Raw genomic sequence first — 16,153 nt, 5'->3', positions numbered from 1 at the left:
ATATTTTGATTGTTTGTTATGCAACGATATTTACTGAATTCCAACAATTTCCACTCTACGATTTTTCTTTTTATTATCTTCGGTATCGTTTGGTGCAACAGGTTTTGTCCCTCCATAACCTTTGTAAAGCAGGCGTTCTTCGTCAATTCCTTTACTGACGATGTAGTTCAGAATCACTTTTGCTCTATTCTCAGACAAGGCTAAATTTAACCGCTGGTCGCCAACATTATCGGTATGACCACCAATTTCAATTCTTGTTTTAGGATTACTTCTAAGAATGGCAACAACTTTATCTAATTCAGGATATGACTCTTTTTTCATGATAAAACTACTTTGTTCAAAGTACACATTGTTTAGTGTAATTGCTTTTCCTGTTTCAATTTTATCAAAACTTTTTGTGTTTGAAGTAGGTAATTTCTCTTTAGGATTCACTGTTGAGGCAGATAATGAAGGTTGTTTTGCCACGACAGGCTCTTTAGTACGAATAAGCTGGATGTCCTTTTTGCGGTCAGAATTGGGGTCAATTCGGTTAATAGCTTTTGTGAATCCCGAAGCCTCAATCTCTAAAATATAACTTGCCACAGGGCTTAATTCAGCCGAATATTCATCTCCTTTCTTGGTTAAAATTAACTCCTGATTTGATTTAACATCAGTCAATTTAACAGCACATTTTTCAATAACTTTAAGTGTTTGAGAATCTAAAACACGAAAAGTAAATTTACTTTCATCTTTGGTTAACCAAGTAGCAATTTGAGCTTTTTCACCTTTCATGGTACTATCTGGCATGATTTTGCCCTCATAGGGCTTATAACCAGTAGCCATGATTTCGATGGTATAATTTGTTTTTTCCGTTAAAATTACTGCTATTTGTTCACGTAGGGCATCCGTTTTTCCAGTAGCGATAACTTCCCCACTTGGGTCATGGAGCGTAAAATTGGCAGAAACTTTGGTCTTTTTCAAAGCATCAATAGCAAACAAAAAGAGGTTGTATTTTCTTAGAGTACGCATTTTAATTGCCTTATTTACATCATCAATACTTGCAGTAAAACGACTTTCATAATCGTCATAACCTGCCAATTTTGCCTTAATTAAATATTCTCTTCCAGGTTTAAGGTCTGCACTACACTCACCGTTTGGTAAGGTAATCATCGCAGCTACTGGTTTATTATTCATAGCATCAATTAAGCTATAAAATACTTCTCTAATAGGCTGATTTGTATTGGCATCGTAAGCTTTTAAACTTAAAACTGAAAAGTTTCGAGACATTGTTACCACGTGTTTTTGTGGTTTCCCTAAAGTATTATATTTAACTTTTTCTGTTTTTAAATAATAACCTTTCACAAAAGTTTCTAAACGAAATTCATCCTCTTCTACTAATGGCAACTTGTATTCTGGGTTGTTTTCGGTTGTTTTGCCTTGTACTAAAATAGAACTTTTTGAAGGAGTCGCTTTAAATGTTGCTTCTAAAATACGCCCACTGGTAGAATCAATTGCTGAAAATACTAAGGCTGATTCTTGTGGTTTTGGACTCAATTGACAAATCAATTCATTTTGAGTGATTTTTGATAATTCCTGTTCATATTTTTCAAATCCTTCAGCGATAATCTCTAAACGATATTTGTTTTCAGGAATTAAACTTACCGTTGCATTGCCACTTGGTAATTTTACGATGTCAACTTTATTGTTTTTCGTGGTTAAATCCGTGATGGTAAAATTTCCCACTTTTACCATTTCACTATTGGCTTTATTGATTGGTTTAATGTCTAAAACAAACATTGCTTTTTCCAAACGAATATCAAATGAATATTTTTTATCTAAACTAAAATCAGCCATGTTGAAGGTGCTTTGCTTTGGTTTATAACCTTCAGCAGAAGTCTCAACAGTAAATATTTCACGTTCAGCCACTTTCACAATACTTTCAGATTCATCTTTGAAAGAGAAAGATTTTTGTTCCTTTTCTAACTTTACATTAAGTGTTGCCTTTACTGGTTTGTTCGTTGTGCCATCTACTACCACAAAATTGACAGGCAAACGTCTTTTTTTCAAAAGCATAAAATTGATTGCTCCGCCATCTGGCATTTTATCAATTTTTTCTTTTACTTCCACATAATCTTCAGCTTTAATAATGATTTCATAGAAACCCGAACGCTTTAGATTTGCTGAAAAATCATTCGTCTTATTTTTGGTAGCTTGTTTTATTTCAGAAGTTTTCAAGTCAGCAATTTTTACAGTTGCTTCTTTAATGGCTTTTTGAGTTTCAGCATCAATTACTTTGATGGTTAGTGGATAACGGTCAACAACTAATTTTACTTCATAGTCACGGCGGTCTCCCAAAACTAAGTCGCTGATTTCTATAAGTTTACGTGCCGTTGCAAAACCATCTGAAACAACCTCCAATTTTAAGTTGTCATTTTGGGCTAATTTTACGCTAAAAGTTTCTTTAGGTTTTACATTACTTGCTTTAAATATCTTTCCAGTTTTTTCGGAAGTTACCGTAAAGTCACCACTGATTGGCTCTCCAGTTTCTCCATTTAAAGCCGTAAAATTGACCGTTGAAATTTTCTTTGGAATTAACTTAACAGAAATCCGATTTGTTTGGTCCGTTTTGGTTATTGTTTGCTCATTTTCTTCACAAAACTCCGACGATACCACAATTTTATATTGCTTTCCTGTCAATAAATTTGTGCCACATTCACCTGTTTCAGGATTTGCTTTTACTATGGCTGTTTGATTGGTCGCAATTTCGGTAATGGTAACTTTAGTGTCTTTCAATAAATCATTGGTACTGCCATCAAAAGCTTGTACAACAAAGTTGGTAGAAATTGGGTCTAATTTGATGATACTCACAGGCAGTAATTCTGCTCTGTCATCTACTCTCAACGAAAGACTTGAGCTTTTATAGCCTTTCATTGAAGCTTCAATTGAATAGTCTTCTTTGAGTCTAAACGTTCCTTGATTTTGTAAAGTTTGTGGGTTATATTGAAGAGCAATCGACTGCCCAGTATTGATTTCTTTGGCTTCAAAACTGGCAGGAATAGAAAGATTAGTTTGAGCGTCAATGGCTAAAAAACTCAATTTATATATATCATTCGTTTGAGACTTGCCACCCAAAGGGATTAATCTAACATCTTGCTCGAAGGTTTCACAGTCATTTTGTTCCGACAAATCAACGACAATTTTCTTTCTGTAAAAGCCTGATTCACTGATTTCGAAGACATATTTTCCATTTTGACTTAAAACTGCCGAATAACGCCCATCTAAGCCATTTGAGGTAAATTCTGCCATTATTTTATTAGGATTGCTAAATTCTGAAACCATTATTTTAGCCACCAAAGCTTTATTAGAACTCGAATCTGTCACATATCCTTGAATAGTGGCAACGGCTTTCATCGGAATTTCTGCATTATAAATATCGCCATCATGCACATAATACATAACATCTCCGCAGGCTGGAACGGCAATAAATTGGTCTGCACCAGAAGTATTTAAAAATTCTAAGGCTACGGCTTCTGTCCAAGTGCCATTTTCTTGAAGTTCACACTTATAAATATCAAAATTGCCTTGTCCATCTTTTCTGATAGACGAAAACATTAAAGTTTTGCCATCAGGCATAATTCGAGGAGCTTTTTCACATATTAAATTGACAGGACTTGGTAATTCTACCGCCGTTTGCCATTTGCCATCTGCTCCACGCTCAGCCCGCATTATTCTATAACATCTTTGTTGGGCATCTTTTTTCTCCCCAAAAATATATTTGGCTCGGGCAAAGTATAAATATTTTCCATCGGCAGATAATGATGGATAGCCTTCATAATCGACAGTATTGACGGGCGTTCCCAAATTCATGGGTGATGACCAACCATTCTTTTCTCTAACAGAATAATAAATATCTTCGTGACCATCTGAATCTTTCCCATTGGCAGAAAAAAATAATAAATTGCCATCATAACTAAGGCAGGGACCTCCCAAAGGTGCTTTTTCAAAAAAAGTAGTTGTAATTTTGGGGATTGCAGTTGGAACAGACCAAACTTTGCCATTTCGTCTTGATTCAAAAAGTTTCCAGTCTCCTTGACGGTCAGATTCAAAAATAATGGTTCTTCCATCAGCACTAACCGATGGAGCGTATTCTGTAAATTTGGCGGTATTAATGGGGGCGGGCATTGCTTTCTCATTTTGAGAAAAAACATTTTGAATTCCCAAGCACAGAATCAGTATTGATGAAGCAAGAATATTTATGTTAGTGGTACGGTTTCTCATGGGTTAATTAAAAAAACAAAATTACTCATTTTTAGTGATTCATTCACGTAAAATATCAAGCAATTGTTTTGATAGTAAATTAAAGGATTGTGCTGAAAATCATTTAGTTACTCTCATAATTGATAAAATGCTTTCATAATTTTAATAATTAAATCATATAAGTACGAGTAATAAATTGATAATGAGATTTTTATTTGTCAAACCTTATCGGTTTATTCTTACTTTACTTTGCTCATACATTTAGAATTAATAAATTTTCAATAAATTAAAATCGAATCCACATGAAGTATCTAATCGTAGGTCTGGGAAATATCGGACCAGAATATCTTCTCACTCGTCACAATGTTGGTTTTATGGTACTTGATAGACTAAGTGGCAGTTTTGAGACGAAATTTTCGATGGAGCGTCTCGCATATCATACCGAAATAAAACATAAAGGCAAACAAATACATCTAATAAAACCTACCACCTTTATGAATTTGAGTGGAAAGGCTGTTAATTATTGGATGAAAGAACTGAAAATTGAGAAAGATAACGTCCTTATTATTACCGATGATATTGCTTTGCCTTATGGAAAACTTAGAATGAAGCCCAAAGGCTCGCATGGAGGACATAATGGTTTGAGAAATATTCAGGAAATTTTAGGCACTCCAGAATATCCCAGATTGCGTTTTGGAGTAGGAGATGATTTTGGTAAAGGAAGACAAGTGGAATATGTCTTAGGGAACTTTGAAGGGCAACAAATTGAACAACTTCCTGAGTATCTCGACCGTGCCTCAGAAATGATTTTAAGCTTCTGTTTACAAGGCTTAGATAAGACCATGAACGCTTTTAATCAGTAATTGTACTATTTTAATATTTTGAAAATATTTTAAAAAAAAGTAAAACAAAATTTTTGTAATTGTTTGCCATTTTTTTCAAAATATTATTTGGTTATAAATACCTATAAATGGGCTAAACTATATGTTTTGTCTTGGTTTTTAGGTATTTATAACTTAGTAAAATCAGACATTTGCAAGAAAAATTTGCAAGAATGAAAAATATTGCAGAACTTTGCATCGTTAAATAAGTCGTAAGAACACTTAGACAAAACTAAGAATAGTTTTAAAAATAATTTCTAAATTGTGTGACTTTTAAATTAACATTACGTTACAAGTATATAAAAGATTAACACTTAAATAATTGAACTTTTTTTTATTTAATTAGTGTTATCACATTATAAATTAAATAAGTGAATTTGAAAGTTTTTTCTTGATTTTTGTCAAGAAAAATTAAGATTTGAAAGTTTAATTTTGTGATTATTTTGACTAAATACCTAACCACTTTTATTCAAAATAATACAATAAAGATGATACATTTCAAGGTTTAAAAGCATTGAAATAAGTATAAAAAAAATGATTTTAAGCGAAGCGTCGCCCGATAGTTTTAGAGGTAATACGGGAAAAGACATAAAGATTTTCATAGTTAAGCGAAGCGTCGCCCGATAGTTTTAGAGGTAATACGGGAAAAGACATAAAGATTTTCATAGTTAAGCGAAGCGTCGCCCGATAGTTTTAGAGGTAATACGGGAAAAGACATAAAGATTTTCATAGTTAAGCGAAGCGTCGCCCGATAGCTTTAGAGGTAATACGGGAAAAGACATAAAGATTTTCATAGTTAAATAGGTTTAGAGGTAAGACGGGAAAGGGCGTTTCCCTTGGAAACGCCACTTTTTTTCAAACTAATCATTTCAAGGTCGAGGTTTTGATAGATGGAGTATTTGATTAGTTATTAAGAAGATTAGTGCAGTTATTTTTCATAGTTAAATAGGTTTAGAGGTAAGACGGGAAAGGGCGTTTCCCTTGGAAACGCCACTTTTTTCAAGCTAATCAATCAAGGTAAGAGGTATTGGATGATGGAGTATTGGATTAGTTTTTGATTTAGAAATTTTTCATAGTTAAATAGGTTTAGAGGTAAGACAGGAAAAGGCATTGCTTATAGCGATGCTTTTTTTTTATGTTTAGAGGTCAAAAAAAAGCCTGAGTCTATGAGTATCAGGCTTTCGGGAATATTAATTTATGGTAACAATTTTTATCATCATTTCGAGATTTTAGTAATTAAGGTTGAAGAAAATAAATCGCCTTTACGATATGATTCTGTTTTAATTACTCCAATATTAGGAGAAAACCATTCTGTCACTTGAATACTCATGTTGAAAATGGCTTTTATATTTTGGTTACTCGTGATTTTATAACATTCAAAAGTCCCCGCTGTTGTGGTGATACTTTCTTTTCCTTCTACTTTACGGTCAGTAACTCTCAAAGTCATGCTCATTATTTTCATGCCACCTGCATAAGTTTCGGCAGTAAATTCATTGTCGGGCAGGCTTGCACCCACACTTACATTGGTAGGATAATAAATAGAAGCATTATTGCTTTTTACTTCCATATCCTTCATGTTCATGGATTTGGCTTGTTCTCCTGGAAGAAGTGCTTTCATATCTACAGAAAAGTTCTTGCCGTCACATTTATAAGTACCTTCTCCGCCACTCAATTCTTTTCCTTTTTCGTTAAAGACCTTTGATAGCACTTTAGCTTCTGTTCCATTACTTGAAATTACTTTATAGACAGCCTTTCCTGAGGGATTTCCCTTTTTGTCAAACATCGACATTTCTACTTCAGCATTATTGGTTAACAATAAATAACCACAAGTCTGAGAATAAACTGTACTGGCAAATACAGAAATAATGGTGAATACAGTAAGTAGTTTTTTCATAGTTATTTTAAGAATGATTTGATGTATCAAATATATAGGAAGTTTATGGAAATAAAATCCATGACAAGTGATGAATTAGTGAACGGTTGTCAATATTGATTACACGGATAAAACGCAAAAAAAACTCCAATCAGAGAAATGCTGATTGGAGTTTTAAAATTTTGAATCGGAGTACTAAACCCTGAGAACTAAAGTCTTTTTCTTACTACTTCGTAAAGAATTACGCCTGTCGCTACCGAAACGTTAAGTGAACCAACACGCCCTGCCATTGGAATAGTGGCTAATTCATCAACTGAACGTAATAATTCTTCCGAAATACCGTCTTCCTCTGATCCCATAATGATGGCAGTTGGAACGGTGAAATCAATGTCATAAATATTTTTAGATAATTTCTCCGAACAAGCAACTACTTGAATACCTGAGTTTTGAAGATATTTTACCGTCAAAAATAAATTGTCTTCACGACAAACTGGTAAAAAGTTTAATGCTCCCGATGATGTTTTCATGGCATCTGCATTAATTTGAGCTCCTCCTTTGCTTGGAATAACAATGGCATGAACACCAGTACATTCAGCAGTACGAGCGATTGCCCCAAAATTACGCACGTCTGTAATGCGGTCGAGAACGAGTAGGAGAGGGACTTCACCTTTCTCATAAACATCAGCAATAACGTTTTCAAGTTTGGCATAATTAATTGCTGAAACGAAAGCGATTACGCCTTGGTGATTTTTGCGGGTAATTCTGTCTAATTTCTCAGAAGGAACTTTCTGTACAGGAATTCCTCTCATTCGAGCAAATTCTAATACTTCAAGACTACCTAATTCTCTCTGTACGAGTATTTTATCTATTTCTTTTCCAGCACGAAGGGTTTCCAAAACCGACTGAACACCAAATACAATATCCTTATTGTCTGGTTTGGGTTGGCTAAAATAATTATTAAATGGCTTTTTATACCCTTCTGGTTTTTTGTATCCTTCTGGTTTATTTTCTGTTGTCATATCAGGAATCGTAAATCTATGAGTCTGCCTCACACGTGAATAATTGTTACAAAGTTCGTAAAGTTTTCGCTGTCTTTTCTATGTTTATGTTTTTCGTTTTTAAATTCTTCCAAAAAATAGGGTGTTTTTGCCTTTTGAAGACATTAAATGAGGTCGATACTTATAAATGTCTTTTGTTTTTGTATTGTTATGGGCTAAATTGTGGGTTTAATATATTCATCCAAACTAAAATTCTTTAGCTGAAATGTCAGCTATTTTAAATGAAATCATGATTAAACGATTTATTTCTGTCTTACTTTGCTTGAGTTCTTTCACATCTTTTTCTCAAGATTTAACCCAACAAGTAATTCCTAACCGAACAAATAGTCCAGAACAAACACACAAACCTTATGTTATTTTGATTTCTGCGGACGGTTTTCGAGCTGATTTTGCCAAGAAATATCAAGCCCAAAATCTTCTTAAATTGAGTGATGAAGGTATATCAGCGACATTTATGCAATCTTCGTATCCTTCCTTAACTTTTCCTAATCATTATTCTATTGTAACAGGAATGTATCCTGCTCATCATGGTTTGGTGGATAACTCTTTTTATGACCCACAAAGAAATGAAGGTTATGGTATGGGCAATAAAAAAGCCGTTGCTGATGGTTCTTGGTATGGAGGTACGCCATTATGGGTTTTGGCTGAACAGCAAAAAATGTTAAGTGCCAGTTTTTATTGGGTGGCTTCCGAAAGTAATATTCAGGGGACTTTGCCAACCTATTATTACAATTATAACGAAAAAATAGATATTGATACTCGTATCAAAACTGTAAAAAATTGGTTACAATTGCCAGAAGAAAAACGTCCACACCTTATTACGTTTTACTTTCCAGAAGTTGACCACGAAGCCCATACTTTTGGTCCAGATGCAACACAAGTTGAAGAAGCAGTACATTTTGTTGATAATAGCATTGCGAAATTAGTGACAACGGTAGATTCATTGCATTTGCCAGTCAATTTTGTCTTTGTTTCTGACCATGGAATGACTAAAGTTGATAATGAGCATACCATGCCTTTACCAAAGTCAATTGACCCTGCAAAATTTACAATTCCTCGTGGAGATGCACTTTTGCACCTTTATGCAAAAGATAAAAATGATATTAAACCAACTTATAAGGCATTGAAAAAAGAAGCCAAAGATTTTGATGTTTATTTGGCAAAACGTATTCCGAAGCGTTGGCATTATAGAACCAAAGACGATAAATTTAATAGAATTGGAGATATACTTTTAGTACCACATTTGCCAAAAGTTTTTGGAATAACAGGTAAATCAACCACACTTGGGAAACACGGATTTGACCCAGCCATAGAGGATATGCACGCAACTTTCTTCGCTTGGGGGCCAGCTTTTAATCAAGGACAAAAAATTAGCGGTTTTGAAAATGTGAATGTTTATCCAATGATAACTGAAATTTTGGGATTAAAATATGAACATGAAATTGACGGAAAATTGAAAGTTTTAGCTCCCATTTTGAAAAAATAATTTTACTCATTTGTAGTAATTTGATACAAAAAACCGTTTCTGTGAAGAAGCGGTTTTTTTCGTTAGGATGAATCCTTTTAGTATTTCAAGTGTTCATTTTAATAAATTGGACAATCCGATTAATTAGCATAATTATATGAATCAAGTTAAAGTACAATTTTGCTTTTTTATCAAGCGGTTTGTTTTTTTGATTTTTTTTGTGCTATCTTTGTACACTGTTTGTGGAAATGTACAATTCGTTCTTTGAAGTCGCACAAATATTGCTAATCTTAAACTACTGAAATACAGTAGCTTGTCAAGTTTCTTTTCTCATTCCTGACGTATCACAGGAAAACATTTCCACGAAAAAATCCTAATATTACTAACCACTCGAAAATAATTATTTACTTCTAAAAAGGCTTCCAGTCGAAGTCTCGGGATAATTATCTATTAACGTAAATCAAAAGAGATTTACATAAACAAAAAGTAAGGAGATGAAAAAAATCGTTAAATTAACTGTTGCCATTTTAGTATTTGGCTCAGTAGTTTATGCTTGTAAAGTCAAGCAACAACAAAGTAATCTTTCTCCCCAGAAAAGCCAATTAGTAACAGTTCAAGAAGTAGATGACGAAACATTAGTGAAAATGTTATCAAGAAATTGGATTGTAAATGTCGTGAATTATCAAGCTGACGCTCGTAGAAACGTATTGTATGAACGTGGTATTGATGCTAATTTACACGACTTCTCAAAAGAGTCTTTTAAAATTTCTGCTGATGAAAAAGTAGTTTATACAGATGAAAGCGGAAAGAAGCATATTGGTACTTGGGATTTGAAAGAAAACAACACAAAGTTGTTAATGGAATTTGAAGATGGTCAAGAAGTAGCTTGGGATATTCTTGAAAAAGGGAAAAACCGTTTGGTCTTACATTTAAGTATTGATGCTCAGAAAGTAAAATGGGACATCAGTAATCTAAATGATATAGACATTCAGACAGCAGCCGTTTTTGCGGGTTTTTATGCAGGCATTGTTGATGAAAGAACTGAAAAAGTAAATATTACTTATAAAATGATGCCAAGAAGTTAAAGCATTTGATGTTTGTAAAAATAAAAAGGCTCAAAATTGAATTTCAATTTTGAGCCTTTTTTGCTTAATGTCAATAATTTATACTGGAAAGTGAACTTAAATTCTAAGAAAGCCATTTCCTCTAATCTCTAATCTCTAATCTCTAATCTCTAATCTCTAATCTCTAATCTCTAATCTCTAATCTCTAATCTCTAATCTCTACTTCGTAGCGATATAGAAAAAGTCAAAGCATTCTTCTGCGTCGTTATTCAAGAAATAATCTTCATGTGTAATACCTGTAACCAATTGATTATCTGATTTTTGGATAATATTTCGGCTCATTCGGTTAGCGATGTCATAAGGAATTTGTAACATCCATCTTGGCAAGCGGTATTGAAGATTGAAAATGTCGAAACGAGTAATTTTCTCGACAGAACGCTTATTTTCTTCATAATATGCCATCACTTTGGGGTTTCCGTGAACACCTTTCGTTTCAATACTTCCGAAATGCTTTAAAATTAAGTTTTTCAACTCACTCGCCAAATATTCACGCACGTGCCAAGGATTTCTTGATAATGAATATTTACGGTTTACGGTCGTCAAAATCAACTTTCCTCCAGGTTTTAGCACACGGTGAGCTTCTTTGATGAATTCGTTGTCGTCTTCAATATGTTCAATTACTTGAAAAGTAACGATATAGTCGAAGGTATTATCTGCCAAACCTTTCAGTGGAGGCAAAAACATATCAATAAATTTGAAATTCGGATACTCTGCTGTCAGTTTAGTCATTAACGGCTCATTTTTATCAACGCCCGTAAAATTAGAAACTGAAGGAGCTAAAACTGCAACTCCACGTCCCGTTCCACAGCCAATTTCGAGTAAATTTCCCGAAACCATTTTGGCAGCTTCAATATATGGAAATAACAAACGCTGATGAACAGGATTGTCAGAAATGATTTCAGAGGAGGCAATTTCGGTGGTTTTGTACATGATTCTTGGGGTATATTTTGCTCAATTACTTCACAGGATTCTGCCCATAAAGATATATTATGAATTTATCTTACAATTTTATGCCAAATTTACCGCTTTTGCTTGACATCAGAAAAATACTTCCTAAATTGAATTCGTTATAAGTAAAAATTGATTCTTAATTTATGAAAAAAATACTATTTACCTGTATCTCTATTGCCTTATTGGTAGGTTGTACCGCTACCAATTCCAATAATAAAAAAACTAATAATCTGGCTGAGAACCGAGTAACGCTACAAAGATTAATTAGTAAAAGTAGGTTTTTAGATAATGGCTCATCATCAAGAGTTTATATCAGTATTAATGCTGACAGAAACCTGACGATAAGTGATTTTTTGAAGGAGTATGTGATAAGTTATAATCTATATCCAGATTATACGGCAAAGCAACAATCTTTAAGTTCGAGTACAGTTGTAATAAGTACAGAGAATGTATCGGAGAATGACGAGCTTTTTACAGTATGGTTTGATGTGCCAAAACCTAAAGGCAATTTTACAGGATTGTTATTGACCGAGATAAAAGATTTGAAAACTAATAACAAAACAACGAATGATTGTTTGTTGAGATTTCAGTCGGGAAAAGTAGGAGACTATTTTATGTTTTTTGATAAAGCAGGAAAGAAGCCACTTCCTAAGAACTTTCTGTCAGTAGAAGATACCGTTGTTTTGAGAAGTTTGGATAATCGCCCTCAGACTTTTAAAGCGTATCGTTACAAATATGAATTTGAAGCAGCTTTGTCGCCAATGTCAACAACGCCTAAAATTCCGACTAAAAGTCTTTATGTAGATTCTGCCTTTACTGTGAGTGCCAATACGCCCATTGTTTTAGCACATGATGCTCTTTATTATTTTTCGAGAGATACCACAGAAGCCTATGGAATAGGCATGGTTGTTACTGATAAGCGATTTCCTAAGTTAACCCGTCCTGAAAAATTAGTTCGTCCATTAATTTATATGAGTACCAACGCTGAAACGGCAGATTTATATAATTCAAAAGAGCCAAAGCGAACACTCGATAACTATTGGTTGAACATCATGCAAGGAAATCAATCAACGGCTAAACGTACCATAAAAGCCTTTTATCAGCGAGTAGAGCAAGCCAATCGATTGTTTACAACATACAAAGAAGGTTGGAAAACTGACAAAGGAATGGTTTTTATCATCATGGGCGACCCCGTAAGAATCAGCAGAACTAAAGACCGGGAAATTTGGACATACAATCGGGCAACACAATATTCAGAATTGAATTTTACTTTTACGAAGCGTTCCAATCAATTCGTAGATGACCATTACGAACTTCAACGTTATGCAGAATATCAATCCATTTGGTTTCCAACGGTTGAACAATGGCGAAATGGAGATGTTGTGATTAAATAAAAACAGGAGGTAGTCGAAAGATTACCTCCTGTTTTTTTGTAGTTTTTATTGAAAATTATAAAACCTTCTCTTCCAAAATCTTCAAGTCGAACGGCAAATCATAAGAGAAATTAGCTAAACGGACTGCACAATGTTAAGTTCAAGACTACTTGCATCATGACTGCAAGCCATGATGCAAGTAGTCTTATTGTGGCAGCTTTGTCTACAGTCTATTCCTATAGTTAAACTTTCTTGAATTATTATCACTTTCTTTTGGATAATGCTTTTTTGCTTTTATTTCAATTACCTCATTGGGTTTCAATTCACTTTCGTTGTCAACTTCAATATCAATGTACTCATCTTCGTATTTTGGTTTTACAATCATTTTTAGTTCTCCTTGATTGTTATAATCTCTGGCAATAAGTGTCCAAACTATTTTTAGTTCATATTCTTTTGCTAATGGCTCAATCCAAGCTTTAAAAAATTTGAACTAAAGGTTTGTTGTCTGAAGGTCTGTACTTAATTTCATTGTCTTCGCAGTATGTCCGTTTAACCATTCCTGAAGATCCACTACTAACGGTGTCGGTTATTTTTGTAAAATTTTCTTTCTCAAATTCAATTTTTAGTCTCCAATCTTCTATCACTTTATTTCCTTCGTTTACCATAATAATTTCAAAGTCACAAAGTGCATAATTGATATTATTAAAATTACCGAAGTTGTTCCAATCATTCAAAGCAGAAAGTTTCTTTAAGAATTGATCATTGTCAAAAGGATAAATATCTGTCTTAGCTTTTTTTAATTTATATTGTCTGATTTTTCTAATACAAGTTGGTTCAATTGTAATTTCTGTTTTAAAATCTGTCAGAAACACGTTAAAAGAAAAGTTGTCAGCATATTGTTGTTGATTAACGTAAAAATTAAATGTTTCTCTATTCTCTTCAATTAAATCTACAATGTCTTCCCAAGAATAAAGTAGGATTTCAAATCCGCCATTTTTCCTACTTTCAATATCTTTTATCCTTACATACTCTTCAATTGAAACATTTTTATTTGCAGTCGTTGCAATTATGAAAACGCCTAATTTAGGATTAAATGTTTTTGCTTTTGCAACCTCTCTATCAATTTCGTCAGAAGTAAGTTTTGCATTTGTGTATTCGTCTTTGCCTTTGCATTGTATTCCCCAATAGGTTTCTTTCCCTTTAGGTATTGCATAAACATCAACTCCACTTTGTAGCTGTCCAAGTCTTCCATTCTTTTTTATTTTATTTGGAACACACCAAATTTCCCCCCACAATTTTTTGCAGAGTCCTTCAAAGTCTTGCCAATTTTCTGGTTTACGAAGTTGTTTTTTCACGGTCAGTGTTGAAAATGCCAGCTAACGAATATATAACTGCAATATATCGTTAGAACAGACGAAATAATTCAATAAATATCAAAAAGGCTAATGATTTAGTCAATATTTCAATTTACTCATAAAAATATTGGCAACAATTTAGAGTTACAAATCTTAATTTGGTTTTATGAATTTGAAACCCAATAACTCTTTAATAAAGTATATCCCGAAGCGTTAACTGGAGAGAGTCGATTAATTGCTTCATGGGCAATGGCTATTGGCATTGAATGGGGTATTTTGATGGTCACAGTAAATTCAAGATTCACGGCTAAATATAATCATGTGGTTTATGCAGTATCATCAATCATCATGACTATGTTGTTTTTAGGTATTTTGAAATCATTTCCTCACATAGAGTTTTACATTAATGTCACTTACTTATCGCTTGTTTCGGGTTATAGTTTATATAGTTTTTGTGAAATTTTGGTAGAAAAAAACAAAGCACAAATATTAGAAGCCGAGTCCGTTGAAATGCTTAGACAAGTTGAGTTACAACTCAGTCAATCTTTCAATGAAGTGAGTTATTTAAAAGACAAGTTGAATTTACTTGACCAAAAATTAGAAAAAGCTGAGGTTAAGGTGAGTGAATATGAACAAGAAAATCAAGCGTTAAGCCAGCAGGTCAGATTTTTAGAAGCAGAAAATGCAGAACAACGTCGTAAAGCATCACGAAAGAAAACATTATTTTTTGAGCCTTTGAAAACAGGTACTTGATTTTATAATGTTCTTAAAATCAGTGTTTTGTGAATTTTAATTAGCAAAAAATAACTCAAGTGTATGTCAGCTAAAGGTGAGTTATGAAGTTGAGAAGCTCACATTTGGTTACTTATAGGTGAGGTAAGAAATCAGAAAGGTGAGTTTCAGGTGAGTATAAATGAATAAAAAGTAAATCAGTATAACCTCAATATATTATGGTTCAGTTTAAAGATAATACTATTGTAATCACAATAGAAAACGTTAATCCATTAGAAGATTGGCAAGAGTTAATGATAACGATTGCTGATGTTCAAATGATATTGATGACCAATCCAGACCACAAAGTGTCAGAATACAGATTAAATATGTTCAATGAGTTTCACAAAGCGACTTGCACATTATCAAAGGATTCATCGACAATGCAAGTATTAGCTGAGCATAGTACAAAAAATGTCGTTAGCAATTAAATAAGATTTTGCTAAATATTTCCGTTACCTATTTGTCAAGAGTAACTTTATTGACTTTTACGCCTACTACATTATATATTATTCTAAAATTTAAACCAATTACACAATTATGACAACTTTTAATGAATTACTTAATCAGGCAGCACTTTCTGTTTTAGACACAAACCAACAGTCAGCAATTAGCCAGCAACAAAACCAAATGTTACAGAATAGCTTGGAGCAGGTACGTAGAGATATTGCAGCGTTAAAATCATCTATTGAGACACAAGAGAACGCTTTTAACCCAGCTCTTGAGTTAAAAGAAAGCTTAATTCAGAAACAAAAAATGGAGCAGGAAATTTGGGTTGAAATCCAAAAAAGAGAACTTTTCTCAGCTATGCCATCGACTGAAGGAAGATTAACATTGGTACATGAATAAAAATGATAGCATCTTTTACACTAATTGTTTGATTTATATAAAATACACTAAACAAAAAATAAAAACCTAAATGAATTCTATTTTAAAAACAAGCCTATTAGATAACTTTCCTAAATAATATATAATTATTCAAAGATTTAGGTTTACAAGACCACATACGATAATCCAAACTTGTGCAATATTTTTTAGTCTGTTACGAAATGTCTCTTTTACCATT

Annotated in this window: 12 protein-coding genes; 7 read left to right on the top strand and 5 right to left on the bottom strand. The window is 33.3% G+C overall.

Going from position 1 to position 16,153, the window contains the following annotated elements; all coding sequences use genetic code 11:
• Window positions 1-30: 30 nt before the first annotated feature.
• The gene (locus VB796_RS03575; RefSeq protein WP_323345137.1) at window positions 31-4,257 is read right to left on the bottom strand and encodes an OmpA family protein; all 4,227 of its coding nucleotides are present in this window, start codon (window positions 4,255-4,257) and stop codon (window positions 31-33) included.
• A gap of 281 nt (window positions 4,258-4,538) precedes the next feature.
• On the opposite strand from VB796_RS03575, the gene pth reads away from it, so the two are divergent.
• A complete protein-coding gene (gene pth / locus VB796_RS03570; protein WP_323345136.1) occupies window positions 4,539-5,099 on the top strand; it encodes an aminoacyl-tRNA hydrolase in 561 nt (186 codons plus the stop codon).
• A 1,234-nt stretch (window positions 5,100-6,333) separates the two neighbouring features.
• On the opposite strand, the gene VB796_RS03565 is transcribed toward pth, so the two are convergent.
• Window positions 6,334-7,011 carry a hypothetical protein gene (locus tag VB796_RS03565; RefSeq protein WP_323345135.1) on the bottom strand — a complete coding sequence of 226 codons (678 nt, stop codon included), beginning with the start codon at window positions 7,009-7,011 and terminating at the stop codon, window positions 6,334-6,336.
• A gap of 188 nt (window positions 7,012-7,199) precedes the next feature.
• The gene (gene rlmB / locus VB796_RS03560; protein ID WP_323345134.1) at window positions 7,200-8,009 is read right to left on the bottom strand and encodes a 23S rRNA (guanosine(2251)-2'-O)-methyltransferase RlmB; all 810 of its coding nucleotides are present in this window, start codon (window positions 8,007-8,009) and stop codon (window positions 7,200-7,202) included.
• Between the two features lie 244 nt (window positions 8,010-8,253).
• Here rlmB and VB796_RS03555 point away from each other — a divergent pair, with 244 nt between their 5' ends.
• Entirely contained in the window at window positions 8,254-9,534 is a 1,281-nt protein-coding gene (locus VB796_RS03555; RefSeq protein ID WP_323345133.1) for an ectonucleotide pyrophosphatase/phosphodiesterase, read from the top strand.
• Between the two features lie 473 nt (window positions 9,535-10,007).
• Window positions 10,008-10,598, top strand: coding sequence for a hypothetical protein (locus tag VB796_RS03550; RefSeq protein WP_323345132.1), 591 nt, complete (start codon window positions 10,008-10,010; stop codon window positions 10,596-10,598).
• A 198-nt stretch (window positions 10,599-10,796) separates the two neighbouring features.
• On the opposite strand, the gene VB796_RS03545 is transcribed toward VB796_RS03550, so the two are convergent.
• The gene (locus VB796_RS03545; RefSeq protein WP_323345131.1) at window positions 10,797-11,567 is read right to left on the bottom strand and encodes a class I SAM-dependent methyltransferase; all 771 of its coding nucleotides are present in this window, start codon (window positions 11,565-11,567) and stop codon (window positions 10,797-10,799) included.
• Between the two features lie 164 nt (window positions 11,568-11,731).
• Here VB796_RS03545 and VB796_RS03540 point away from each other — a divergent pair, with 164 nt between their 5' ends.
• Window positions 11,732-12,982: a GWxTD domain-containing protein gene (locus VB796_RS03540; RefSeq protein ID WP_323345130.1), complete on the top strand. Its 1,251-nt coding sequence runs from the start codon at window positions 11,732-11,734 to the stop codon at window positions 12,980-12,982.
• A 455-nt stretch (window positions 12,983-13,437) separates the two neighbouring features.
• On the opposite strand, the gene VB796_RS03535 is transcribed toward VB796_RS03540, so the two are convergent.
• On the bottom strand, window positions 13,438-14,316 hold the full coding sequence (locus VB796_RS03535) for a hypothetical protein (RefSeq protein ID WP_323345129.1): 879 nt from the start codon (window positions 14,314-14,316) through the stop codon (window positions 13,438-13,440).
• 249 nt (window positions 14,317-14,565) lie between these two features.
• Between VB796_RS03535 and VB796_RS03530 the strand changes: the two genes are divergently transcribed.
• The 3 genes from VB796_RS03530 (at window position 14,566) to VB796_RS03520 (ending at window position 15,936) form a co-directional block, all read left to right on the top strand.
• A complete protein-coding gene (locus VB796_RS03530) occupies window positions 14,566-15,069 on the top strand; it encodes a hypothetical protein (protein WP_323345128.1) in 504 nt (167 codons plus the stop codon).
• Between the two features lie 197 nt (window positions 15,070-15,266).
• The gene (locus tag VB796_RS03525; protein ID WP_323345127.1) at window positions 15,267-15,518 is read left to right on the top strand and encodes a hypothetical protein; all 252 of its coding nucleotides are present in this window, start codon (window positions 15,267-15,269) and stop codon (window positions 15,516-15,518) included.
• Between the two features lie 109 nt (window positions 15,519-15,627).
• A complete protein-coding gene (locus VB796_RS03520) occupies window positions 15,628-15,936 on the top strand; it encodes a hypothetical protein (protein WP_323345126.1) in 309 nt (102 codons plus the stop codon).
• The last annotated feature ends 217 nt before the right edge of the window (window positions 15,937-16,153 follow it).

Source organism: Arcicella sp. LKC2W, from assembly GCF_034931005.1.
GTDB lineage: Bacteria > Bacteroidota > Bacteroidia > Cytophagales > Spirosomataceae > Arcicella.
The sequence above is the reverse complement of the archived record's forward strand: the minus strand, read 5'-3'. Positions and strand labels throughout refer to the sequence as shown.

What these genes read in the sequence shown, in the direction of transcription:
- VB796_RS03575 (WP_323345137.1), bottom strand. Translation starts at nt 4,257, where the DNA reads ATGAGAAACCGTACCACTAACATAAATATTCTTGCTTCATCAATACTG.
- pth (WP_323345136.1), top strand. Translation starts at nt 4,539, where the DNA reads ATGAAGTATCTAATCGTAGGTCTGGGAAATATCGGACCAGAATATCTT.
- VB796_RS03565 (WP_323345135.1), bottom strand. Translation starts at nt 7,011, where the DNA reads ATGAAAAAACTACTTACTGTATTCACCATTATTTCTGTATTTGCCAGT.
- rlmB (WP_323345134.1), bottom strand. Translation starts at nt 8,009, where the DNA reads ATGACAACAGAAAATAAACCAGAAGGATACAAAAAACCAGAAGGGTAT.
- VB796_RS03555 (WP_323345133.1), top strand. Translation starts at nt 8,254, where the DNA reads ATGTCAGCTATTTTAAATGAAATCATGATTAAACGATTTATTTCTGTC.
- VB796_RS03550 (WP_323345132.1), top strand. Translation starts at nt 10,008, where the DNA reads ATGAAAAAAATCGTTAAATTAACTGTTGCCATTTTAGTATTTGGCTCA.
- VB796_RS03545 (WP_323345131.1), bottom strand. Translation starts at nt 11,567, where the DNA reads ATGTACAAAACCACCGAAATTGCCTCCTCTGAAATCATTTCTGACAAT.
- VB796_RS03540 (WP_323345130.1), top strand. Translation starts at nt 11,732, where the DNA reads ATGAAAAAAATACTATTTACCTGTATCTCTATTGCCTTATTGGTAGGT.
- VB796_RS03530 (WP_323345128.1), top strand. Translation starts at nt 14,566, where the DNA reads ATGGCTATTGGCATTGAATGGGGTATTTTGATGGTCACAGTAAATTCA.
- VB796_RS03525 (WP_323345127.1), top strand. Translation starts at nt 15,267, where the DNA reads ATGGTTCAGTTTAAAGATAATACTATTGTAATCACAATAGAAAACGTT.
- VB796_RS03520 (WP_323345126.1), top strand. Translation starts at nt 15,628, where the DNA reads ATGACAACTTTTAATGAATTACTTAATCAGGCAGCACTTTCTGTTTTA.